The sequence below is a fragment of the Vibrio sp. KUL80 genome (assembly GCF_059725495.1).
In genome coordinates, this window is sequence record NZ_AP045842.1 from 51,378 (window position 1) to 72,837 (window position 21,460).

The 21,460-nt window shown below is 45.5% G+C and carries 22 protein-coding genes and 1 pseudogene; 13 read left to right on the plus strand and 10 right to left on the minus strand.

The features are described from left to right. The first annotated feature begins 58 nt into the window (after nt 1-58). Complete coding sequence (locus tag AC6I8U_RS16795; protein WP_498018981.1) at nt 59-982, plus strand: LysR family transcriptional regulator; 924 nt, start codon at nt 59-61, stop codon at nt 980-982. Between the two features lie 38 nt (nt 983-1,020). Here AC6I8U_RS16795 and nfsB read toward each other — a convergent pair whose 3' ends face one another. Both nfsB and AC6I8U_RS16805 read right to left on the minus strand, forming a co-directional pair. Further along, nucleotides 1,021-1,674 carry an oxygen-insensitive NAD(P)H nitroreductase gene (gene nfsB, locus AC6I8U_RS16800; RefSeq protein ID WP_498018982.1) on the minus strand — a complete coding sequence of 218 codons (654 nt, stop codon included), beginning with the start codon at nt 1,672-1,674 and terminating at the stop codon, nt 1,021-1,023. A 134-nt stretch (nt 1,675-1,808) separates the two neighbouring features. After that, complete coding sequence (locus AC6I8U_RS16805) at nt 1,809-2,696, minus strand: LysR family transcriptional regulator (RefSeq protein WP_498018983.1); 888 nt, start codon at nt 2,694-2,696, stop codon at nt 1,809-1,811. 171 nt (nt 2,697-2,867) lie between these two features. Between AC6I8U_RS16805 and AC6I8U_RS16810 the strand changes: the two genes are divergently transcribed. Together AC6I8U_RS16810 and AC6I8U_RS16815 are read left to right on the plus strand one after the other, a co-directional pair. Continuing rightward, complete coding sequence (locus AC6I8U_RS16810) at nt 2,868-3,941, plus strand: linear amide C-N hydrolase (RefSeq protein WP_498018984.1); 1,074 nt, start codon at nt 2,868-2,870, stop codon at nt 3,939-3,941. A 100-nt stretch (nt 3,942-4,041) separates the two neighbouring features. After that, complete coding sequence (locus AC6I8U_RS16815) at nt 4,042-4,344, plus strand: hypothetical protein (protein ID WP_498018985.1); 303 nt, start codon at nt 4,042-4,044, stop codon at nt 4,342-4,344. On the opposite strand, the gene AC6I8U_RS16820 is transcribed toward AC6I8U_RS16815, so the two are convergent. Beyond that, nucleotides 4,341-5,219, minus strand: coding sequence for a LysR family transcriptional regulator (locus AC6I8U_RS16820; protein ID WP_498018986.1), 879 nt, complete (start codon nt 5,217-5,219; stop codon nt 4,341-4,343). The genes AC6I8U_RS16815 and AC6I8U_RS16820 overlap by 4 nt on opposite strands. A gap of 133 nt (nt 5,220-5,352) precedes the next feature. On the opposite strand from AC6I8U_RS16820, the gene AC6I8U_RS16825 reads away from it, so the two are divergent. Then, the gene (locus tag AC6I8U_RS16825; RefSeq protein ID WP_498018987.1) at nt 5,353-6,426 is read left to right on the plus strand and encodes a linear amide C-N hydrolase; all 1,074 of its coding nucleotides are present in this window, start codon (nt 5,353-5,355) and stop codon (nt 6,424-6,426) included. A gap of 135 nt (nt 6,427-6,561) precedes the next feature. Continuing rightward, on the plus strand, nt 6,562-6,951 hold the full coding sequence (locus AC6I8U_RS16830) for a 3D domain-containing protein (protein ID WP_498018988.1): 390 nt from the start codon (nt 6,562-6,564) through the stop codon (nt 6,949-6,951). Between the two features lie 84 nt (nt 6,952-7,035). Here the strand turns inward: AC6I8U_RS16830 and AC6I8U_RS16835 are convergent, their stop codons facing one another. From AC6I8U_RS16835 to AC6I8U_RS16845, 3 genes are all read right to left on the minus strand, one after another. After that, entirely contained in the window at nt 7,036-8,415 is a 1,380-nt protein-coding gene (locus AC6I8U_RS16835; protein WP_498019666.1) for a TRAP transporter large permease, read from the minus strand. A 26-nt stretch (nt 8,416-8,441) separates the two neighbouring features. Beyond that, the gene (locus AC6I8U_RS16840; RefSeq protein WP_498018989.1) at nt 8,442-9,062 is read right to left on the minus strand and encodes a TRAP transporter small permease subunit; all 621 of its coding nucleotides are present in this window, start codon (nt 9,060-9,062) and stop codon (nt 8,442-8,444) included. Between the two features lie 80 nt (nt 9,063-9,142). Further along, nucleotides 9,143-10,153, minus strand: a complete 1,011-nt coding sequence (locus AC6I8U_RS16845; protein WP_252014741.1) for a C4-dicarboxylate TRAP transporter substrate-binding protein — start codon at nt 10,151-10,153, stop codon at nt 9,143-9,145. A 476-nt stretch (nt 10,154-10,629) separates the two neighbouring features. Between AC6I8U_RS16845 and AC6I8U_RS16850 the strand changes: the two are divergent. Together AC6I8U_RS16850 and AC6I8U_RS16855 are read left to right on the plus strand one after the other, a co-directional pair. Further along, a pseudogene (locus tag AC6I8U_RS16850) lies at nt 10,630-11,268 on the plus strand (IS5 family transposase); the annotation flags it as partial. 53 nt (nt 11,269-11,321) lie between these two features. Beyond that, a complete protein-coding gene (locus AC6I8U_RS16855; RefSeq protein WP_498019667.1) occupies nt 11,322-11,636 on the plus strand; it encodes an ATP-binding protein in 315 nt (104 codons plus the stop codon). Here the strand turns inward: AC6I8U_RS16855 and AC6I8U_RS16860 are convergent. Next, on the minus strand, nt 11,616-11,882 hold the full coding sequence (locus AC6I8U_RS16860) for a hypothetical protein (RefSeq protein ID WP_498018990.1): 267 nt from the start codon (nt 11,880-11,882) through the stop codon (nt 11,616-11,618). The genes AC6I8U_RS16855 and AC6I8U_RS16860 overlap by 21 nt on opposite strands. Before the next feature lie 127 nt (nt 11,883-12,009). Further along, nucleotides 12,010-12,840, minus strand: a complete 831-nt coding sequence (locus AC6I8U_RS16865; protein ID WP_498018991.1) for a hypothetical protein — start codon at nt 12,838-12,840, stop codon at nt 12,010-12,012. Between the two features lie 236 nt (nt 12,841-13,076). Here AC6I8U_RS16865 and AC6I8U_RS16870 point away from each other — a divergent pair, with 236 nt between their 5' ends. Continuing rightward, nucleotides 13,077-13,910, plus strand: a complete 834-nt coding sequence (locus AC6I8U_RS16870) for an ion transporter (protein ID WP_498018992.1) — start codon at nt 13,077-13,079, stop codon at nt 13,908-13,910. Between the two features lie 100 nt (nt 13,911-14,010). Here the strand turns inward: AC6I8U_RS16870 and tdh are convergent, their stop codons facing one another. Together tdh and AC6I8U_RS16880 are read right to left on the minus strand one after the other, a co-directional pair. Beyond that, on the minus strand, nt 14,011-15,042 hold the full coding sequence (gene tdh / locus AC6I8U_RS16875; RefSeq protein ID WP_042470405.1) for an L-threonine 3-dehydrogenase: 1,032 nt from the start codon (nt 15,040-15,042) through the stop codon (nt 14,011-14,013). Between the two features lie 61 nt (nt 15,043-15,103). After that, nucleotides 15,104-16,300: a glycine C-acetyltransferase gene (locus AC6I8U_RS16880; protein WP_234496672.1), complete on the minus strand. Its 1,197-nt coding sequence runs from the start codon at nt 16,298-16,300 to the stop codon at nt 15,104-15,106. A gap of 166 nt (nt 16,301-16,466) precedes the next feature. Between AC6I8U_RS16880 and AC6I8U_RS16885 the strand changes: the two genes are divergently transcribed. From AC6I8U_RS16885 to AC6I8U_RS16905, 5 genes are all read left to right on the plus strand, one after another. Continuing rightward, the gene (locus AC6I8U_RS16885) at nt 16,467-17,390 is read left to right on the plus strand and encodes a LysR family transcriptional regulator (RefSeq protein ID WP_498018993.1); all 924 of its coding nucleotides are present in this window, start codon (nt 16,467-16,469) and stop codon (nt 17,388-17,390) included. A 14-nt stretch (nt 17,391-17,404) separates the two neighbouring features. Beyond that, nucleotides 17,405-17,797 (plus strand): SMU1112c/YaeR family gloxylase I-like metalloprotein, encoded by a 393-nt coding sequence (gloA2, locus tag AC6I8U_RS16890; protein WP_498018994.1) that lies wholly within the window; start codon nt 17,405-17,407, stop codon nt 17,795-17,797. Between the two features lie 340 nt (nt 17,798-18,137). Beyond that, nucleotides 18,138-19,232 carry a pyruvate dehydrogenase (acetyl-transferring) E1 component subunit alpha gene (gene pdhA / locus AC6I8U_RS16895; protein ID WP_498018995.1) on the plus strand — a complete coding sequence of 365 codons (1,095 nt, stop codon included), beginning with the start codon at nt 18,138-18,140 and terminating at the stop codon, nt 19,230-19,232. Then, nucleotides 19,225-20,253, plus strand: a complete 1,029-nt coding sequence (locus AC6I8U_RS16900; protein ID WP_498018996.1) for an alpha-ketoacid dehydrogenase subunit beta — start codon at nt 19,225-19,227, stop codon at nt 20,251-20,253. The genes pdhA and AC6I8U_RS16900 overlap by 8 nt, the downstream gene beginning before the upstream one ends. Further along, nucleotides 20,250-21,398 carry a dihydrolipoamide acetyltransferase family protein gene (locus AC6I8U_RS16905; protein ID WP_498018997.1) on the plus strand — a complete coding sequence of 383 codons (1,149 nt, stop codon included), beginning with the start codon at nt 20,250-20,252 and terminating at the stop codon, nt 21,396-21,398. The genes AC6I8U_RS16900 and AC6I8U_RS16905 overlap by 4 nt, the downstream gene beginning before the upstream one ends. Nucleotides 21,399-21,460 lie beyond the last annotated feature (62 nt).

Genomic DNA, 21,460 nt, shown 5'->3' on the forward strand with positions numbered 1-21,460 from the left:
CGCTTACATACTAGTTGCGCTAAGTTGGTTCTAAGACCTGACACGACTTGATGACCAAATGAAAGCACTCAACGAGCTCACACTATTTGTCGAAACAGCCAAACTTGGCAATTTTTCAAAAGTGGCTAACCAACTAAATATGACCCCAGCGGCCGTGAGTGCGTCAATCAAACGCTTAGAAGAGCAAGTCGGCTTTCCTCTTTTCGTTAGAACCACACGCAGTTTAAGCTTAACGGGCGAAGGTGAACGGTTTCTCTCTAAAGTGATACTTGCTCTTGATACGTTGAACCAGGGAGTTGAAGAGATCGCCAATGCTCGAGGGGAGCTTACCGGTAATATCTACATAACCGCACCGTCGGATTTTGGTAGAAATCTATTGTTAGATTGGATCGATGAATTTACTCAACTACACAATAACGTAACCGTGAAGCTTGAACTTTCAGATCAACTCATCGATATGTATAGCAAGCCCGTCGATATCGCGATTCGTTATGGAGAACTTCCAGACTCAGGCATGATTGCGACGCCTCTATGCACAGAGAATCTACGTTTGTTATGCGCGACCCCTCGCTATATCAAAGATAACCCGCCTATTTCAGTGCCTAGGGATATACTCAGCCATAATTGCATCAGTTTCATGTTAGCGGATGCGATACACAACAAATGGCCTTTGACCAAAGGCGATGAAGAACAAGTGATAACAGTGAAGGGCTCCTTCCTTGCCAATGATGGTGACGTAGTCAGAAGGATGGCACTCAAAAGCAAAGGCATCGCCAATAAGTCACTGATTGACGCTAGTCAGGACCTAATAGACGGAACGTTAGAGAAAGTGCTTCCTGACTGGCATGGAGAATCCGCCCCACTCTACATGGTGTGTGCAGACAAACGTCAGTTGAGACCTATCATCAAAGAGTTCCGTTCGTTTCTTAAACATAAATGCCAGCTTCAGCTAGACAAAGTGCAACGATTTCTCGTTAACTAATCGAGCTTTTCGGCTGGCAATAATTTTCTGTTCTTGCTCTAGAACTCGCTAAATAAGTATTCGGCCTCATGGCGCGACTTAGGAAGCTTCGCATTGAAATCCTCTTCACTTCGAACACCAAGAGGAACCACTACAGAACTGGTGTAGCCCTTTTCTTTCAAGCCAAACTCTTTATCCAGTATCTCAGTATCAAACCCTTCCATTGGAACGGCATCGATACCCAATGTGGACGCGCCGAGCAACACGGTCCCTAGGTTTAGGTATACCTGTTTTTCCATCCAGTGTTGCACATCTTTGAGCTCTGAACGATGCATATCAACATAATAGCTGCGCACTTTGTGCTGACCTTGCTTCGCCTGGTCATTGGCAATACGACCATCCCTTTCCTCATTTTCAAGTAAAAGGTGTAAGTAGTGGTCATCAATATCTACTTTTGTACAGAATACAAGCACATGAGACGAGTTAAGCACCTTGTCCGAGTTGTAGATGTAATCGCCTTGCATTGCTTTAGCGATACGCGCTTTTCCTTCTGTGCTACCTGCGATCATAAAATGCCAAGGTTGGGAGTTCACGCTCGATGGACTGAAGCGCAATAGCTCTTTGATTGCCTCTATTTGCTCTAGGGAAAGGCGGCCCGCAGGATCAAATGCTTTGGTTGAGTAACGAGATTTAGCACTTTGAACAATACTCATAGGAAGATTCCTTTGTTACCTACTTTTGTCCAAGGCTACAGTAGCCACTCACAATAAAAAACCAGTTAGCCGTTAATAGAGTTTCAAATTAATTTTGAAAGTCAGCCATCCGATTCTTCGGCCAAAAGTGGTAGCTATCGATTAGGCAATCTTGCTAACTCTTCGATGACGTAATCCATCGCACTATTGACCGGCTTCGCGGTAAGCCAACTAATCTCCGTTGACCATTGATTCGGTCTTTTTGATGCTGTTGACGATATATACATTTTGTCTAGCTGACCATCGCCTAGCTGTTGAGAGCACAAAAACTCAGGTACCATCGCCCATGCATCTACCTGCCCCAACAACTGCAAAGTGTTTTTCGAACTGTTACTGTAAATATTCCTGGTGCTCAGGTTGTGCGTATCTTCGCGACTTGTTTGCTTCATAAACCTTGCCGATATCTGCAACATACCTCTGACTTCATCTAGTGTGAGCACCTTATCCTTGCAGTCGAGATTTGGGGAAGCAACACAAGCAACATCAAACGAGTAGCCATCTGCAATCGTTAACTCATGATTGCCACTGAATAATGAGATACCAAAGCCAATATCAGCTTGTTCACTTAGAACATGACTCCTAACTTGCATAGGATCTACTGCAATGACATTAAGCTCTATCGCTGGGAACTTTTTTATGACTTTTGCGCAGATCGCGCTGACATCACTTCCCATTAAGTCATGGTCTATGGCTAACGCTAATCTCGAAGGCATACCTTCTAACAAGCTATTCGCTTTCACGCTCAGTAAATCGCACTCTCTTAGCACAGAGAGTGCATATCGATAAATTTCTGTGCCTTTAGCTGTTATCTCTAGTGAACGAGGCTTACGGACAAAAAGCTCCATCCCCAATTCGGCTTCTAGGTTGGCAATCAATCCACTTACTGTGGATGTGTGTTTTCCAAGTCGAGCGCTAGCCTGTTTAAAACTGCCACATTCAACCGTTTCTACAAAAGCATTCAGTTGTTCTAGAGTCATCGCCATTAGCATTACCTTTCAGTCACCATGTTCAATACATGACTTAAGAGCGGGGTTTTCCCATTCTTGAGGCCGTTCAGAATAAGCAATAGACCCGCCATAATCAATTCATCAGTTAACTATGAACTGAAAACCCCATCCCTTAACGTCCTATGACTTTTATTTGGAATCCGTGAAATGAAAAAGAATCTGAACACGCTAGCCATCGCTATTGCGGCAACTGCTTCAATTGCATCTATCTCTACGAGCACGCATGCTTGCTCGCGAATTATCCAAAATACAGGTGACCTACATGGTATTTCGATAGCACGCTCTTATGATTGGGGTGGCAGCGAACTGCAATCGATCGCCCACGTTCAAGTTACGGACACACAGCGTGAAACCAAGCCAGTTCCTGAGTATAAAAATGCGAAATCATGGACGGTAAAGCACAACACTGTTTCATTCGAAGAGGTAAAAACCTTCCATAATACGACTGGCGAAGCAGTCAACACCGAAGGTCTTTCAGCGTCAATGTTGTATATGCATGACAGTGTAGAGTTCATCAAAGACATTAAAGATGACGGTACTCCTGCAGTACACCTTTCTGATATCGTGCCGTACATTGTTGAAAACTATGCCACTGTTGACGAAGCAGTGAGAGCTTTTGAGCAAGGCGAGTTTCAAATTGCCTACAAAACGGGCATTGCTGGTCATCAGCGTGGCTTCCATGTTTCCATTCAAGATAAAAGCGGCGACATTGCACTTCTTCAGCTCAACAAAGGGGGTGAAATGGTCGTGCACCGCGGCGACGTAACAACCGATCTCCGCGTAATGGCAAACTCCCCACTTCAACAAGATCATAGAGCCTATACCGCTACATTCGATATGAATAATGCCGAAAACTTGCCAGGTTCAATTAGCTCACGCGATCGTAATGTTCGTGGAATCTATGTCACAAGTAACACCGACTGGACACCACAAGCTAATGCGGATTGGATCGATGTGCGAGGAAAAATGAAAGCGGTATTCGATTTTGGTAATAAAGTCCCTCAAGATGTCATCGATCCTACGAACAATGAAAGTTATGCGACATGGGAGACCTTTGTGTATAGCTTAGAGACAGGCGGCATTACTTACTACAACGAAGGTTATGCAGGTCAGCTTTCATTTAATATCGATGATATTGCAGGAATGAAGCAAGAGTCCTGTGCGGACATCTATCAACAAGGACGTAATGGTGGTCAGATTGTTTGGGGGGCGTGTAAGTAATAAGTAAATTCGAGCTTGTGAAGTATTCACAAGCTCGAACTCTAAATTCATCTGACAGTTTACACCTAGCCAATAACTCGCTTGTTTGAATGAGATTCACATGAAAGAGACGACACTTGCTCACTTACGAGAACTAACACAAACGCTTGAGAGCCACAAACACCTTTTCAACCGACATAAATTAAGAGCTGCTCTGCAAGGGAAGCTGCCTGAGTTACCTATCATGAAACGAGAATTCAATACAAAGCGAGGTAAAGCGTTACATATTTTGAATACGACAAACCAATGCTTCACCAGATTTAATGGCGCTGAGAGTACACTGATACAAAAAGCTTGTGATGTGACTATCTCAGCTATTCAAGAACTATCTCTTGATACTGGCACCGTACATGAAGTCGACTAGCGATACTTAGGTAACTTTTGTATTTCATTCACAAGCCACCTCATCGCTGGATTGAGAATGTTTTGTTTCGACCAAACCAGATTCGTGTTCCAATCTGAAATACTATCTGGTGTAGGTTGATACAGCCTTACCTCTTCGTTTTGAATCGCCGTTTGGCAAACAAAGTTTGGCAAGTAGCCCCAACCGGCACCTGCCTTAACTAGATTCAATATTTGTACGGCATCATTACACAACATAAAGCGGTGACTTGTAATATCAGCGTTTCGAACGCCTATTTCGTCTAAAAAAGAGAGACTTAGCTGCAACTTATCTAAAAGAGAACTGGTATCAGCTTGTTCCGGCAGGTCCCATGAACAAGGTACAACGCAGTTAACCCCAAACGCATAGGCTTTTTCAGAGCTCAGCTCGGTGTGCAGTTGCAGCGTGTTAAATATAAGTCCGATATCTACGACCCCTTCTAATACCCATGCCTTTATCAGTAGGGTGTCACCGGTGCGTACCTGCAGAGATAAATGTGGAAACGCTTCGACAAACCTTGCGATGATTGCATCAACTGCGGGTTCCTTTAAACCACTGTCTAAAGCAAATGTCAGCTTTTCTGGGACACCCTGTAATATGCTCTCGACATTGGCATCAAATAGCGACGCTTCTCTCAACATGGCTGTCGCGGATTTATATAACTGTTCACCTTGAGACGTAACCTCTAGAGAGCGAGGGTATCGATCAAATAGCGTAATACCCGTGTCTATTTCTAAATTGTTGATTTGCTCCCGAACTGTGGAAACATGCTTTCCAAGGCTTCTCGCGGCTTGAGCTAACCCCTTATTCTCTACGGTTGCTACAAATGCTCTTAACTGATCTAAAGATGCTGGCATAACACCACACTTCCTCTGCTGTACACTCAATAAACATCATAGGGGATTTACCTAGCCTTAGCAGCTTTTCATCGCTAAATAAATTGAAATAATAGACTCAAGTTACCAATATCAACCAACTTTGAGGTTTGTTATGAAAGCACTAACACTAAATAAAATGGCAATCGCATCTCTAACTGCAGCTGCGTTAGCACTAACTGCTGGCGCGGCTAATGCATGTTCACGCTTCACTCTCGATACGCCGCATGGTGTCTCTACGGTTCGTTCATTAGATTGGGGAGAGCAGTTAGGCAATGTAGCCCAAGTGAATCCTGTTGGCATAAGTAACAGCTCAGAAGCGCCAAGCTACAAAAAAGCGATGACGTGGACCACCAAGTTTCACGCTATTTCACAGATGGAATGGGATGTCTTCGGCGGAGTCGCATCCGATGCCGTCAATTCTGAAGGACTCGCTGCTTCACTGCTCTATATGTACGATTCAGCAGAGTTTATTGCAGATTACCAAGATAATGGCGCGCCAGCGGTCAGCTTCCTCGATGTAATTCGTTACATAACAGAAAATTACGCGACGACAGAAGAAGCCGTTAAAGCATTCAACAACAACGACTGGCAAATCGCTTGGAAAGATGGTTTACACGGCACACAGCACGGTCTGCATATTTCTATCCAAGATAAGTCCGGAGACATCGCACTGCTTCAGCTAAACAAAGGCGGCAAGATGGTCGTTTACCGTGGTGACACCAAGTCTGACCTGCGTGTTATGGCGAACTCGCCACTGCAACAAGATCACCGTGCATACGTTGAGAAAGTAAATCTCGACGATATAGCGGCGAAAGGCATCCCAAGCTCAATTAGCTCACTAGACCGCAACTTACGTGGCCTATTTAACACTCAGCACGTCACGTTCCAAGAAGATGCCAGCTGGGCACAAACTCGCGGCAAGCTTCTAAGCACATACAACGCGGGTAACCTGATCCCACAAGATCTGATCGACCCAGAGAATGGTGAAACTTATGCGACGTGGACTCAGTTCGTCTACAACCACGATAGCGGTGACTTCCTCTTCACTAATTACGATACTCGTTCATCAATTGGATACAACTTCAACGATACTAAATCGTTCACCAAAACCATGTGTGCAGATACCGTAAAACAAGCGGAGGAAGGGTTATCCGAAGTTGTTTTCACTGAGTGCAAAACAAGATAATCCCTTGATTAGGTGCATAGCGCATGAAGCCGCTATGTGCTTTTCCTCTCCCTCATCAAACGCTTGCCTGACAGGCACAGCACAATACAAAGCTATACTTACTTCAACCTTCCCATTTTAAGTACACGGTTTTAGATGAAGAAATCGCTTAGCTATCTAGTCCTAACTTTACTTGTTCCTTTAGTGACATTCGCTTCTACTGAGAAAAAGCTCCGAGTCACGGCGAGTGCCTACACCTCTGCCGTCGGTGAGACAGATTCGACGCCCAACATTGGGGCTTGGGGAGACACGCTCAAGCCAGGTATGAGGTCAATTGCGGTATCGAGAGATCTAATTGAGCTTGGCTTAGACCATAATCAAGAAGTCACCATCGAAGGGTTTAAAGGAACTTATCGAGTGCTAGACAAAATGAACAAGCGATGGACTAAAAAGATTGATATCTATATGGGTAATGATGTAGAGAGCGCCAAACAATGGGGTGTTCGTGAAGTCACGATTATTTGGCGAGAAAACAAAGACAATTGATTTATCGCAAGACGAAAAACAAATGCCTCGACTTAATCGAGGCACTCCTATTGTTTAGCGACTAACACACGAGTCTAGATCGAACTAGGTATACCCCATTAAGCTCGGCAACCATAGAACAATTCCTGGCATCACTAATAACACGGCAATGGTGATCACGTCAGCGACAAAAAACGGTAAGCAACCTCGAAATACGTCTTGTACCGAGCATTCAGGTCTAACGCCCGCAACAACAAAGCAGTTCAAGCCAATTGGCGGAGTAATTAGACAGAGTTCAGCCATCTTTACAACGATGATACCAAACCAAATTGCACACCCTACTCCTGACACTCCAAATGCTGAATCTACCGCCGCGACATCTGCGCCACCGTTTAGAGCAATAACCGCTGGATAAACAACCGGTAGCGTTAACAACAGCATGCCTATAGCATCCATGAACATCCCTAAAACGGCATAGGCACAAAGTATGAGTAGAAGCGTGAGCATTGGGCTTTGTTCCAAGCTAACAATCCAATCCGAAAACGCTGTGGGAAGATCTGCAAACCCTAAGAAACGCACGTAGATCAATACACCCCAAATTATTGCGAAGATCATGGCTGACAATTTAGCCGTTTCCATCAAAGAGCTTTTTATTTCTTTCCAACGACTACCGTGGAAAATAGCCAAGGCCAGAATCAATGATGCACCTAACGCGCCAGCTTCTGTAGGAGTCCCGACGCCGCCATAAATACATACGACGATTATGCCTACTACTGCGAATATAGGCATCGCTCCCGGAAGGGTTTCAAATCGCTCTTTCCACGTAAAACCTCTCACAGGTGGACCAAAGTTTTTACGTGTTAGAGCAAGAAATACAACTAACCCACCATAAATCAGCGCAGAGACAGCGCCTGGTAGAAAGCCAGCCATTAGCAGTGCGCCTACATCCTGCTCAACAATAATCGCGTAGATAACCAATATCGCAGAAGGCGGGATCAACGAAGCCAACGTACCACCAGCAGCTACAACCCCTGCCGCAAAGCGTTTATCGTAGCCAAGTTTGAGCATCTCAGGGACGGCAATTCGGGCAAAAACTGCTGATGTTGCAACAGATGCACCTGATACAGCGGCAAACCCCGCGGTTGAAAACACCGTAGCCACCCCCATACCGCCTGGAAGCCAACCAACCCAACGTTTTGCGGCCTCAAACAATGAACGTGTCAATCCTGCATGGTAAGCGAGAAATCCGATAAGTATAAAGGTCGGGATTAGCGATAAAGCAAGCGATGACACTTTAGAATGCGGAATGGTGCCAGCCATTTTAATCGCAACTAAGAGCCCCCTTTCAAAGCCCAGTTTCGCCGAAAAGATCCACACTAAGCCTAAGAAACCAGCAATCGCAGCAGCAAAAGCGACGCGTACCCCGATGATCACCATGACCAACATAAAACCCGAAACCCACAAGCCGATTTCAATAGAGTCCATGGCACCCATAACTTCAAACAAAGACATCATTTTGAAGCCCCCTCGTCGCTGGCACTCACGGTTTCAGCTTCTTTCGCTGCAACTTCGGCAGCAGATTCGATCATGGGAACGGCTACTGGCTTAGTATCACCTCGCTTAATCGCTCGCAAATACGCCCAGATTTGCAACATCAATCGCAGTGCTAACACCGATAATGCAAATGGCACAACTAGCTTTGCAGGCCAAGTGGGCAAATTGATATCAACAGAAGAGTCACCAATAGAATAGGCTCGCCAAAAGTGAAGGTAAGAGCCGTAAATAAGTAGCAAAGTGACGACTAGCATCAATACACTTGATAAGAACTCAGTGAACCACAACCATCGACCTTTGAAACGTCCGACCAAGATATCCATCCTAATGTGTCCGCCCATACGTTGCGTGTACGCAATCCCTAAAAAGGCGATAAACGCCATCGCCTGTTCTACCCAGTCGATGTAACCGCTGATCGGCATTGAAAACAGCCAGCGCCCTAGGATGTTGGTCGTGGCCAATGCCACAAGTGCAACGATCACGCACCCTGCGGCAAGATTTAATAATGATTCAAGCTTGAAGAATACCTTGTCGACCCGACTTACCGCCGAGCTGTCCTCTAAAACTGACGCAGACATACTCGAAATCCTTTTGGTATTGAAAAAAACCAAGCGCTAGTCACGACTAGCGCTTAATAGTTTGAGTGTTGAAATGAGCATTAATTCTGCTGTTTGAATAAGGCTTCTGTGTAGTCAAATAAAGCCTGAGAGTCGAACTGACCTTTGTACTTGTTCACCCAATCTTCACGCACTGAAGCCGCTAAATCATTAAGTTCTGCAGTTTGATCTGCCGTGAAAGTGACTTGTGTGACGCCCTCATCTGCGATTGCTTTATCGAACTTCGCCGTCGTGTTTTGCTCGTAATTCGAAACATAGTAATCCAGTGCTTCTGGCACCGAGCTCAATAACGCTTCTCGATGTTCAGGTTTAAGCATTTCTAACGCTTCTGTGTTAACCACTACCGGGCAGTTCGCTGAGCCTAGGTTCAAGTTGGTCGTCACCCAGTTTGCTACCTTATATGTATTTGTCGCCAGGTGGGCGTGCGGGGCAAACGATGCTGCATCGATGACACCGGAGTCCATTGACTGCCTAACCTCAGAAAAAGGTACTGTAGTTTTGACTGCACCGAGCTTTTCTAGCACACTCATAATCCCACCGGGACCGCGAACTCTCAGCCCTTTAAAGTCATCCAAGCTTTCTAACTTGTCACTCTTACTTGCAATGTTGTACTGCGGTAAGGGTGTTGGCATCAGTAACGTTGCGTTCCATCTAGCGAGATCTTTTTTAACTTCAGGGTGATTAAAGACTTCGGTATAGATTTCACCGACTCTTGCCAAAGATACATCTTGAGAGAAGGGTAATTCCGTTACCGTAATCGTTGGGTTCTTGTCTGTATGATAGAAAGAGCAGAATTGCGCCATTTCAAAGGCACCAAATGAGATTCCATCTAAGTTTTCTCGCGCTTTCGATAAACCACCGTAAGACAATACAAGCTTAAATTCACCATTGGTTTTCTGCTCAACTAGCTCCGCCAGTTTTTCCACATTCTCTGTGAAAGCTCTGCGCTTCCCCCACAAAGATACATTCCACTCGGTCGCAGCATGTACTTCGGCTGCCATAAACCCAGTTATAATAAGTGATACCGTTAACGCTGTTTTTGTCGCTTTCATGGACAACTTCTCCTGATTTTATTCCTTTTATACAGCGAGTGCGTGCCCCACTAGGTTCCCAGATACCGACTCCATTCTGGGGATAGAGCTAACTCAATGATAAGCATAGATTATTGTTTACATTTCGCTCAAAACGATAACAATTTTGCAAGACAGAACACGTTATTCGACGGAAAGGATATTTTTGACTGCCCCACCTTCTATCTATCGTGAATCAATCACAAGAAAATAAAGGTGTCGCCTTCTTAGACATTAAGCGCCACTATGAGAATTAGGTAGCTGAAGGTCTTTAGTGATGGCTTTGACAAGCGTCTCTACCCTATCGGTTAGTTGGGTTGAAAGACGTAAAATTTGAAGGCGCTCAAGTAACATACAGGTCCAAGACTCGAAGTCACTGAGAAGAGGCTTATCGCTTCCCCCAACCACGGTCAATATCGTCACCAGTAATGCGTAATAATCGTGAATCGGACTCGCGGATTTGTCACCTTTGGGATAGGCAAAACTCTGAGTGCTTTGACTGGCGCCAGTACAACAGTTCATTGATTAACAGAGGCTCCCTCACATTTTGGATCGACGAGGAAGCGATAAGAGACTGGAAGCAACCAAAGCAAGGAACGCGCGGTAGGCCTCGTACATTTAGTGATCTCGCTATCACCACGGCTCTTATGGTGAAACGCGTATTCTCGATGCCCTTAAGAGCACTTCAGGGCTTTATAGACTCAGTGTTTAGGTTGGCCGATGTTCCATTGGTATGTCACCATTATACCTGCATCAGCCGCCGAGCGAAGGATGTTGAGATCTCATTTAAAACTTCTACTCGCGGCACAATACAACACCTAGCCATTGATGCAACGGGCCTCAAGGTTTATGGCGAGGGTGAATGGAAAGTCAAGAAGCATGGTACCGATGGCAAGCGAAGAGTGTGGCGCAAGCTTCACCTAGCCGTCGATACTTCCACTCATGAAATCGTCGCTGCAGCGTTGAGTTTATCTGGTGTGACAGATGGAGAAGTGCTGCCAAATCTTCTGCAGCAAACACGCCGCACTATCAAAGCAATATCAGGTGATGGTGCTTATGATACAAGAAAGTGTAATCAAGCTATCAGTCGCAAGAAGCCCTCAAGCTCGAGACCATTCCTGGTGCAGTTGAACAAATACTCACCAACTTTATCAACAACAGTTGCCAGCATGGGTTCAAAGGCAGCCAAGAGTCACATAATCTCGTGTTTATTAAGGTATTCAAGGTTGATGACAAGGTCATCATCGATTATCAAGACAATGGTGTTGGAATCGATGACGCAATAGCCCATCAGGTTTTTACCCCCTTTTATACCACCAATAGAAATCAAGGCGGAACGGGATTGGGACTTTCTATTGTCTATAACTTAGTGACTCAAAAGTTGAAAGGCGATATTCGAATCGTAGAGCAAGATGCCTCCATTGGAGCGCACTTCCAGATCCGACTACCTATCAATGCTGTTTAACAACTGGCTTTCTATTGTGAGCTCAAAGGTACCTGAAACGCTGTTACCAATAGTACAGATTTTCTTGGCATCTTTGAGCAACTGTTGAGCGGTTTCTGTATCCGAATGAACTCCTCGACTTAACTCAAGTTCATAACTCGCAAAGTGAGCCGGCAAAGTTAGGCCCTTGTGCCCTATCACCCGAATTTGAAATGGGTTGATATCGACTTTTCTTCGCTTCGCCAGTCTTTGGACGGAAATAGCCATACAAGACCCTATTGAATAAAGGAGCATAACAGCTGGGTCATCTAACAAAGGGGCATTAGAAAATGGCTCGTTACCCCTTCTAAACTTTACACCTTCACTCTCGCTGAAAGAAACAGTTATTGGCCCTTCACTCGATGGTTTCACTCTCAACGTCATATTCTTGCTCAACAAGGTTAGTTTCTGAAAACACTACTGGATCTTTAGCCTGATGTATATATTCATCGTCAGAGTCCAGATAAGCAACAAACTGCCTCGTCAGTGCTGAACTGCTTTCGTCAAATTGCACTTCTTGCTCATCGGCTGAAAAGTTTTCTAACCGTCTTTCCAGCTCATCAATCAAATATAAATGAGCAAAGTTTAAAATGGTCCCATTAGGTACTGAGTAGCTTTGGTGAATATCTTGTACTGAGAAGTCTATGACTTCTTGAAACGTCATCCCTGCTTCATCACGAAGATAGGCAATAACATTACTCGCTAGCATCTCGACAAGTATTGAATGTGGCGGTATCGATGGGTCTGGATCACTCACATTTCGTTGATATTCGTCAGACATAGACTGGCTACGAAGAGCAATCATGGCGGCAATATCATCCTCGTCATAACCGAGTGACAAATAGAAGGTCAGCCAACATGTGTCATCATAGTACGCTTCTAGGTCCGCGGTAGTTTCTGAGAATCCTTTCTGTTTGGTTCGTAGTTTAGTTTCATTTATTTTTTTCAATTTCGCTCTGATTCGAGTCAGTTGTTGATTACTATCCACTGGTTTGATTGTCTGTGAAGGGTTCTCTTTCACCACTTCCTCTGGAGCCTGATAGAACGTCGAATTACTCAGCTGTTGATGTGCTTTCGTTTCAACTTCTATTTGCGTTGAGTTTTGCCTGACTTTCTCATTGGGTAGTACATATATAAGCGCACATAACACCAATAGAGGAATCAGCGCCCAGTAGTAACTTCTCATTTCGACTCCCCCTCAAAGTCCTAACCGCAAGCAATAGTCACATGAAACTATCCATGATTAGCGTAATTATGCGCCGCTAATCGTAGCCAGAGAAGTAACAAGGGGAACTAGGGAGTAATATACTTTTGATAACAACTTGATTAATGAAATGTCGCAATTCTCCACTGGCGAAAATCAAAAAAGTCAACCTAACATTTAAGTAACAATAGATACTTAGACACGAAGGAGCGACATCTATGATCTCCTCTTTGCACCTCAAGTTAAACGCAATCAACAACAATAAGTACTTTCAATCGTTAACGGTCATTGTGATCATACTGGCAGCACTTACAATAGGCGCGAAAACGTTTGAACTACCCGATGCTCTAGTCGAAACTCTTCAATGGTTAGATGCATGTATTTTGTTGTTTTTCTTAGTTGAAATTGTCATCAAGTTCTTCTCTTATCGAAACAAACTCGACTTCTTTAAAAGTGGTTGGAATCTATTTGATACTGCCATCGTCATCGGCAGTTTGATTCCTGCAGCAGGTCAAAGCATCTTAATCGCTCGTTTACTAAGAGTATTTCGAGTATTGCGACTGGTATCTGCAATCCCACAACTCAAGCTACTCATTAACGCACTGCTCAAAGCGATTCCCAAGATGGGCTACATCGCCGTTCTCATGTTTATTATCTTCTATATCTATGCAGTCATAGGTAGCTTAGTCTTCTCAGACATCAACGATATACTTTGGGGAGATGTGTCAATCTCCATGCTCACCCTGTTCCGCATTGCCACTTTTGAAGATTGGACTGACGTCATGTATGAGACAATGGAAGTCTATCCCATTAGTTGGATTTACTACCTTACCTTCATTTTTCTCACTGCCTTTGTCTTTTTGAACATGATGATAGGTGTCGTGATTGAGACAATGACGGCTGAGCATGCCATTGCAGAGCAAGACAAGGAATCCGAAATACCTTTACTTACTGCAGACCATAAGGCAAGACAAATACTTGCGACTCACCAGCAGGTGGAAGAAATTCACAAGGAACTAGAAGAGATAAAGGGGATGCTGAAAGCAAAATAAAGCCACTTCTAGAGAAGAGGTTTTACTATGAGAGTGGAGTAACTCTGTCAATAATACCGAGTGTCGCCCAATTGCAGGCGACACTTTATGAAAGGCTATCTTACTCCCAATCGAGAATAACCTTACCAGACTGACCACTGCGCATTACATCAAAGCCTTCTTGGAAGTCATCAACTTTGTAGTGGTGAGTGATAATTGGTGTTAGATCTAGACCTGATTGGATCAAGCTTGCCATCTTGTACCAAGTTTCGAACATCTCGCGACCGTAGATACCTTTGATCACAAGACCTTTGAAGATTACTTGGTTCCAGTCGATGCCCATGTCTGATGGTGGAATACCCAGAAGCGCAATACGACCACCGTGGTTCATGGTTTCTAGCATTGAGCTGAATGCCGCTTGTACGCCCGACATTTCTAGACCAACATCGAAACCTTCTGTCATGCCCAGTTCAGCCATTACGTCTTTTAGGTTTTCTTTAGCGACGTTAACTGCACGCGTTACGCCCATCTTCTTAGCAAGGTCTAGACGGTATTCGTTTACGTCAGTGATCACCACGTGACGAGCACCAACGTGTTTTGCAACCGCTGCTGCCATGATGCCGATTGGACCTGCACCTGTGATAAGTACATCTTCGCCTACTAGGTCGAAAGAAAGCGCTGTGTGCACTGCGTTACCAAACGGGTCAAAGATAGACGCTAGGTCATCAGAAATACCTTCTGGGATCTTAAACGCGTTGAATGCTGGGATAACAAGGTACTCGGAGAAAGCACCAGTGCGGTTAACACCCACACCTACAGTGTTGCGACATAGGTGAGTACGACCGCCACGACAGTTACGGCAGTGACCACAAGTGATGTGACCTTCACCAGATACACGATCGCCAATTTCGAAGCCGCGAACTTCTTGACCGATACCGACGACTTCACCCACATACTCGTGACCAACAACCATAGGAACAGGAATTGTGTTTTGTGACCACTCATCCCAGTTGTAGATGTGAACATCAGTACCACAGATTGCGGTCTTTTTGATGCGGATAAGGATGTCGTTGTGACCAAGCTCTGGCTTGTCTACTTCGGTCATCCAGATGCCTTGTTCTGGCTTAAGCTTTGAAAGTGCTTTGATTTTCATAATATTTACCAAACTGTGCCCCGAGCTATAAGCTCAGGGCCAAAAATCAATGAGAGAGCGATTACTTGATAAGACCCATGTCTTTACCCACTTCGATGAATGCATCGATAGCGCGGTCTAGTTGCTCACGAGAGTGTGCTGCTGACATCTGAGTACGGATACGTGCTTGACCCTTAGGTACAACTGGGAAAGAGAAACCGATTACGTAGATGCCTTTCTCTAGTGCACGCTCAGCGAACTCAGCCGCTACTTTCGCATCACCTAGCATGATTGGGATGATCGCGTGGTCTGCACCACCCATAGTGAAGCCTGCGCCTTCCATACGAGTACGGAAGTGTGCTGCGTTTTCCCATAGACGGTCACGTAAGTCACCGCTTTCTTGTAGCAGGTCTAGAACGCGGATAGATGCGTTAACAATTGCCGGTGCCACAGAGTTAGAGAATAGGTATGGACGAGAACGCTGACGCAACCAATCAATCACTTCTTTCTTACCAGAAGTATAGCCGCCTGACGCGCCACCCATTGCTTTACCTAGCGTACCTGTAATGATATCGATACGGTCAACCACATCGTGGAACTCGTGAGTACCTGCGCCGTTTTTACCCATAAAGCCAACAGCGTGAGAATCATCAACCATAACCAGTGCGCCGTACTTGTCAGCAAGGTCACAGATAGCTGGTAGGTTTGCTACAACGCCGTCCATTGAGAAAACACCGTCAGTCACGATCAGCTTGTGGCGAGCACCTGCTTCAGTCGCGGCGATAAGTTGCTGTTCTAGTTCAGCCATATCGTTGTTCGCGTAACGGTAACGCATCGCTTTACATAGACGAACGCCATCGATAATAGATGCGTGGTTTAGTGCGTCAGAGATGATTGCATCTTCTTTGCCTAGGATAGTCTCGAACAAACCTGTGTTTGCATCGAAACAAGAGGTGTAAAGAATCGTGTCTTCTTTACCTAAGAATGTAGAAAGCTTCTGCTCAAGCTCTTTGTGAATGTCTTGAGTACCACAGATAAAGCGTACAGACGCCATACCGAAGCCATTTTTATCCATACCCGCTTTACCCGCTTCAATAAGCGCTGGGTGGTTAGCTAGACCAAGATAGTTGTTTGCACAGAAGTTGAGTACTTCTTCACCCGTTGAGATTTCAACAGCCGCTTGTTGTTGAGAAGTAATAACACGCTCAGATTTGTACAAACCTTCCGCTTTTACTTCTTCAATCTGATCTTGGATTTGCTTATAAAACGAAGCAGACATAGTGGATTCCTTTTTCTATCCTATTTCTCAATAGGTTATGTAGGGGATGAGATAGCCAAATTCTATTGATTTGGTGTATCTAACGAATGCAATCATTTTAGTTCATTGTGCTGCAAACGATTATCCCTTAACATGGAAAACCATTAGTGAATCTGAGGCACGAATCATGTTCAGCCAGAAGCTTATCGCGCTCCTACCCGACTTGGCGTCTTATATATTGGTCGTTAACGAAGGCAGTTTTACCGCTGCTGCAAAGAAGTTAGGCGTGACACCCTCAGCTCTGTCTAAAACCATTACTCGGCTAGAAAGCGCCCTGTCTGTAAAGCTGTTCGAACGAACAACTCGAAAGCTGATAATCACTCAAGCAGGTCAAAAGGTTTACGATCAGAGTGTTCTAATGGTTAACGCCGCTCAACAAGCGGTTGAAGTGTCACAGTCGGATCACGCCGAACCCAGCGGCTCTATCACCGTGGCAGCGCCAGAAGCTTTCCTTAACTCAGTACTGCAACCTTTCATTGCGCCATTTCTGCAGCAGTACCCTGAGATTCAGCTAAAAGTACGTGCCATTGATGGTGATTACGATCTCTTAAACCTTGGGATAGACGTCGCGTTCAAGCTAACCGACACACCTGATGAAAACTTAGTCATGAAAGAGCTAGGACCAACAAATCTCGTACTGTGCGCGAGCCCAGAATACATCCGAAAAAATGGGCTCCCTACTTCACCCGGTGATTTGGAGCATCACGATTGCTTATATCTGGCAGAAGTCGACAGAGACAACATTTGGGATTTTCTCAAAGACGATGATTTCCACACGGTGACCGTTGCCGGTCGGTATGCCATCAACCACTCACAAATGCGACTTAGCGGTGTAAAACAAGGCTTAGGTATCGGTATCTTCCACGACTTCGTGATAAAAGAGTCACTTGATGACGGCAGTGTTATTCCTGTACTACCAGATTGGACGATTAAAAGTAATTACCACGGGGCTATTGCACTTCAATACGCGCAAACCAAATATATGCCGGCTCGTTTGAGAGTGTTCATCGACTACGTGGCGCGCGAACTGCCATCAAAACTCATCAAATAAAAAGGACTTGTGACATGCTAACAGGAACACATCATATCGCCGTTATCTGTTCTGATTACCAATTATCAAAGCGCTTCTATACGCAAATACTCAGTTTGAAAGTACTGGCAGAAAACTATCGAGAGCATCGCGATTCCTACAAGTTGGATTTAGAACTACCAGATGGCACACAAATAGAGCTGTTCTCTTTTCCCGAAGCGCCGCCTCGTCCCAGCTTTCCCGAGGCACAAGGATTGAGACATCTCGCTTTTAGCGTAGACGATATTGATAGCGCAGTATCGCAACTTATAGAGCAAGGAGTCTCAGTAGAACCGATTCGCGTCGACGAGTACACGGGTAAGCGCTATACCTTCTTCCAAGATCCAGATGGTTTGCCACTAGAGCTTTGCGAAGAGGTGACAAGGTAACAAATTTAATTAAAAAAAGCCCAAAATCTTGGGCTTAACTCTCCCGTTTTAATAATATTTTGAACACTAACTCGCCAGAATCATATTTCAACTCGAAACAATCCGAGCTTCAAAAAGCAGTCTAAATCACTAACAGGGCGATAATTGATAGTTTTTTCTTTCTCACATAAGTCACTGTAAGGTTATATTTACTGCCAAACAAAGTACCAATTGAAGCAAAAATTAACAATTTGTTTACACTTATAGTATCCAAGTGTTTGAGACACTGCGTATAAACACGTATCTGATTTCAACCTTATTGACATCACTCTTACCCAGAGTATGTGAAAAGGAGTTCGAGATGAACGTACAAGCATTACCCATGCATCGTTTTATCGACTACCAAGGAAACTTAGTCAACTCACTACCCGATTGGGCTGACAAAGCGACCCTAATCAAGCTGTACCGCGACATGGTAGTCGCACGAACCTACGATGCTAAAGCTGTCGCACTGCAACGGACAGGTAAACTCGGTACCTATCCTTCGCACCTCGGCGCTGAAGCAATAGGGATTGCCATCGGTCATGCCCTATCCCATCGAGACGTCTTTATCCCCTACTATCGTGATATGCCAGCCATGTGGGTGCGTGGCATCCCGATGGAAAAAAACCTTCAATACTGGGGTGGCGACGAATGCGGAAGCGATTTTGAATTTACCAACAGCGACAATCCATGTACTGACTTGCCATTTTGCGTGCCCATTGCCACCCAATGCACTCATGCCGTCGGCGTTGCAGCAGCGCTTAAAATAAAGGGAAACCACGATGTAGCTCTTGTGACGTGTGGAGATGGCGCAACATCCAAAGGTGATTTTTTAGAATCGATAAACTGCGCTGGCGCGTGGAACATTCCTCTTGTGTTTGTCGTTAACAACAACCAGTGGGCTATCTCTGTGCCTCGCGCACTTCAATGCGGTGCCGATTTTCTTGCAGATAAAGCACAGGGCGCGGGCATTCCAGGTCTCAAGGTCGACGGCAACGACGTCGTTGCCATGATGGATGCCATTACAACGTCGATTGCCAACGCTCGCAAAGGCAAAGGAGCGACGCTCATCGAGGCAATAAGCTATCGACTCAGCGACCACACTACTGCCGACGATGCTACTCGATATCGCAGTGACGACGAGCTGGATACGGCCTGGGAATACGAGCCGATTGCGCGATTAAAAACCTTTTTAGAAGCTCAAGGATGGTGGGAAGAACCCAATGAGATAGAACTCGCTGCGGAAAGTAAAAAGCTCGTTGAGGAAGCTGTCGCACGCTATTTGAATACTCCACCACAAGCTCCGGAAACCGCGTTTGATTACCTTTACGAGCAACCGATAAAGGAACTCAGACCTCAACGAGATGAACTCATCAATAAATCGATGCGAATGCAAGGAGGACAACATGGCTGATCAACTACATATTGAACCTCTCGCAAGCCCGATAGCATCGGTGGAGTCCACCCTAGTCGACGCCGTAAACCTAGCGTTGCATCATGAAATGGCAAGGGACAGACGTGTAGTCCTGTTAGGGGAAGATGTCGGTGATAATGGCGGTGTGTTTCGAGCAACAGTCGGACTAAAAGAGCGCTTCGGTCTTAAGCGAGTGATTGACACGCCCTTAGCAGAAGCGCTAATAGGCGGTGTCGCCGTTGGTATGGCCACTCAGGGGTTGCGACCAATCGCTGAGTTCCAGTTTCAAGGATTTGTATTTCCCGCCATGGAACACATCATCTGCCACGCTGCACGGATGAGAAATCGAACTCGAGGACGCTTGTCCTGCCCAATAGTGTTTCGTGCTCCGTTTGGTGGTGGTATCCATGCCCCAGAACATCACTCTGAGAGTGTCGAGGCTTTGTTCGCACACATTCCTGGTTTAAGAGTAGTTATTCCCTCCTCGCCGCAACGAGCTTATGGACTATTGTTGTCAGCCATTCGCTGTAACGACCCGGTAATGTTCTTTGAGCCAAAGCGTATTTATCGCACTGTTAAATCAAATGTTGTAGATAACGGCGAAGCTCTTCCACTTGATACTTGCTATACGTTGCGAAAAGGTCGAGATCTTACCTTAGTCACTTGGGGAGCATGCGTCGTCGAGTCGCTTCAAGCTGCTGATACTTTGTCTCGTTCTGGTATCGAAGTCGAAGTGATTGATCTTGCCAGCATCAAACCTATCGATATGGAGACGATATTCAAGTCGCTTGAGAAAACAGGTCGTTTGCTCGTGGTGCATGAAGCAAGCAGAAGTTGTGGTGTCGGTGCTGAGATTATAAGCCGCACATCAGAGCAAGCAATGTGCATGCTCAAAGCGCCTCCGAAGCGTGTGGCTGGTCTTGATACCGTGATGCCGTACTACAAAAACGAGGATTACTTTTTGATTCAAGAAGAAGACATCGTTCAAGCGGCTAAAGAACTTGTGGAGGGCTGGAAATGAAATCATTTTTATTGCCAGACTTAGGGGAAGGTCTTGCTGAGTCAGAAATTGTAGAGTGGCATGTTGACGTTGGAGATGATGTCGAGCTAGACCAAGTGATATTGACAGTGGAAACTGCGAAAGCCGTGGTTGAAGTCCCTGCCCCTTACAGCGGCAAAATCGTGAAGCGCTACGGTGCGGAAGGTGATGTCATTAGTATCGGAAGTCTACTGATCGAAATTGAAGAAGCCGTAACGGAAACCAACGGCTCAACATCTCAATCCACAGCAAGTGACGCAGCGACCGTGGTTGGTAATGTATCCAACCACACCCACCACATCGAAGTGGACGATTTCTGGGTGGGACCAGCCCATCACACCTCCAACGAAAAATCTATTACTGCCATGCCATCTGCTCGTCTTCTCGCGAAGAAACTGGGTATCGATCTACTTCAAATTAAAGGTAGTGGGCAAGATGGCGTCATCATAGACAGCGATGTCTACGAGCAAATCGGTAAGCAAGCGCCGGGCACCGAAGTACTCAAGGGTGCAAGAAGAACCATGGTCGGCACTATGTCGGAATCACACCACTCTGTAGCCTCTGTGACCATTACTGAAGAAGCTATGCTAGATAGTTGGGTGGACACAGAAGACATATCTGGACGACTGATTAAAGCCGTCGTTCATGCTTGCCAAGAAGAGCCTGCATTAAACGCTTGGTTTGATGCAGAGACAATGACCCGCTGTGTACATTCAAAAGTGAACATCGGCATCGCGGTCGACAGCAGTCATGGACTGTATGTACCAGTGCTCAGAGATGCAGATGAATATGATCAGCAAGGGATCCGAAAATGGCTCAACCAAACCGTCGAAGGTATTCGTGCACGGCGGATAGGTCGAGATCAGTTGCAACACGCAACCATTACACTTTCAAATTTCGGTGCAATCGCGGGGATCTTTGCCACACCGGTTGTCACACCGCCTCAAGTAGCAATAGTCGGTGCGGGTCGAATTATTGAAAAAGTCATATTACGCGAGGGGCAAGCAGTTGGTGTTAAAGCGCTCCCCTTGTCGATTACCTTTGACCATAGAGCGTGTACTGGTGGTGAGGCCGCGAGGTTTGTCAAAGTACTCGTCGAGCACTTACAGCGTGCTTCCGCAAATTAGTTGGGACAGCTTTAGTACGAAAACGCCCCTATCGAGGGGCGTTTCTATTACTAATCACGTGA

Excerpts from the sequence above, each read along its gene's own strand:
- AC6I8U_RS16795 (WP_498018981.1), top strand. The coding sequence starts at position 59 with ATGAAAGCACTCAACGAGCTCACACTATTTGTCGAAACAGCCAAACTT.
- nfsB (WP_498018982.1), bottom strand. The coding sequence starts at position 1,674 with ATGAGTATTGTTCAAAGTGCTAAATCTCGTTACTCAACCAAAGCATTT.
- AC6I8U_RS16805 (WP_498018983.1), bottom strand. The coding sequence starts at position 2,696 with ATGGCGATGACTCTAGAACAACTGAATGCTTTTGTAGAAACGGTTGAA.
- AC6I8U_RS16810 (WP_498018984.1), top strand. The coding sequence starts at position 2,868 with ATGAAAAAGAATCTGAACACGCTAGCCATCGCTATTGCGGCAACTGCT.
- AC6I8U_RS16815 (WP_498018985.1), top strand. The coding sequence starts at position 4,042 with ATGAAAGAGACGACACTTGCTCACTTACGAGAACTAACACAAACGCTT.
- AC6I8U_RS16820 (WP_498018986.1), bottom strand. The coding sequence starts at position 5,219 with ATGCCAGCATCTTTAGATCAGTTAAGAGCATTTGTAGCAACCGTAGAG.
- AC6I8U_RS16825 (WP_498018987.1), top strand. The coding sequence starts at position 5,353 with ATGAAAGCACTAACACTAAATAAAATGGCAATCGCATCTCTAACTGCA.
- AC6I8U_RS16830 (WP_498018988.1), top strand. The coding sequence starts at position 6,562 with ATGAAGAAATCGCTTAGCTATCTAGTCCTAACTTTACTTGTTCCTTTA.
- AC6I8U_RS16835 (WP_498019666.1), bottom strand. The coding sequence starts at position 8,415 with ATGGACTCTATTGAAATCGGCTTGTGGGTTTCGGGTTTTATGTTGGTC.
- AC6I8U_RS16840 (WP_498018989.1), bottom strand. The coding sequence starts at position 9,062 with ATGTCTGCGTCAGTTTTAGAGGACAGCTCGGCGGTAAGTCGGGTCGAC.
- AC6I8U_RS16845 (WP_252014741.1), bottom strand. The coding sequence starts at position 10,153 with ATGAAAGCGACAAAAACAGCGTTAACGGTATCACTTATTATAACTGGG.
- AC6I8U_RS16860 (WP_498018990.1), bottom strand. The coding sequence starts at position 11,882 with ATGGCTATTTCCGTCCAAAGACTGGCGAAGCGAAGAAAAGTCGATATC.
- AC6I8U_RS16865 (WP_498018991.1), bottom strand. The coding sequence starts at position 12,840 with ATGAGAAGTTACTACTGGGCGCTGATTCCTCTATTGGTGTTATGTGCG.
- AC6I8U_RS16870 (WP_498018992.1), top strand. The coding sequence starts at position 13,077 with ATGATCTCCTCTTTGCACCTCAAGTTAAACGCAATCAACAACAATAAG.
- tdh (WP_042470405.1), bottom strand. The coding sequence starts at position 15,042 with ATGAAAATCAAAGCACTTTCAAAGCTTAAGCCAGAACAAGGCATCTGG.
- AC6I8U_RS16880 (WP_234496672.1), bottom strand. The coding sequence starts at position 16,300 with ATGTCTGCTTCGTTTTATAAGCAAATCCAAGATCAGATTGAAGAAGTA.
- AC6I8U_RS16885 (WP_498018993.1), top strand. The coding sequence starts at position 16,467 with ATGTTCAGCCAGAAGCTTATCGCGCTCCTACCCGACTTGGCGTCTTAT.
- gloA2 (WP_498018994.1), top strand. The coding sequence starts at position 17,405 with ATGCTAACAGGAACACATCATATCGCCGTTATCTGTTCTGATTACCAA.
- pdhA (WP_498018995.1), top strand. The coding sequence starts at position 18,138 with ATGAACGTACAAGCATTACCCATGCATCGTTTTATCGACTACCAAGGA.
- AC6I8U_RS16900 (WP_498018996.1), top strand. The coding sequence starts at position 19,225 with ATGGCTGATCAACTACATATTGAACCTCTCGCAAGCCCGATAGCATCG.
- AC6I8U_RS16905 (WP_498018997.1), top strand. The coding sequence starts at position 20,250 with ATGAAATCATTTTTATTGCCAGACTTAGGGGAAGGTCTTGCTGAGTCA.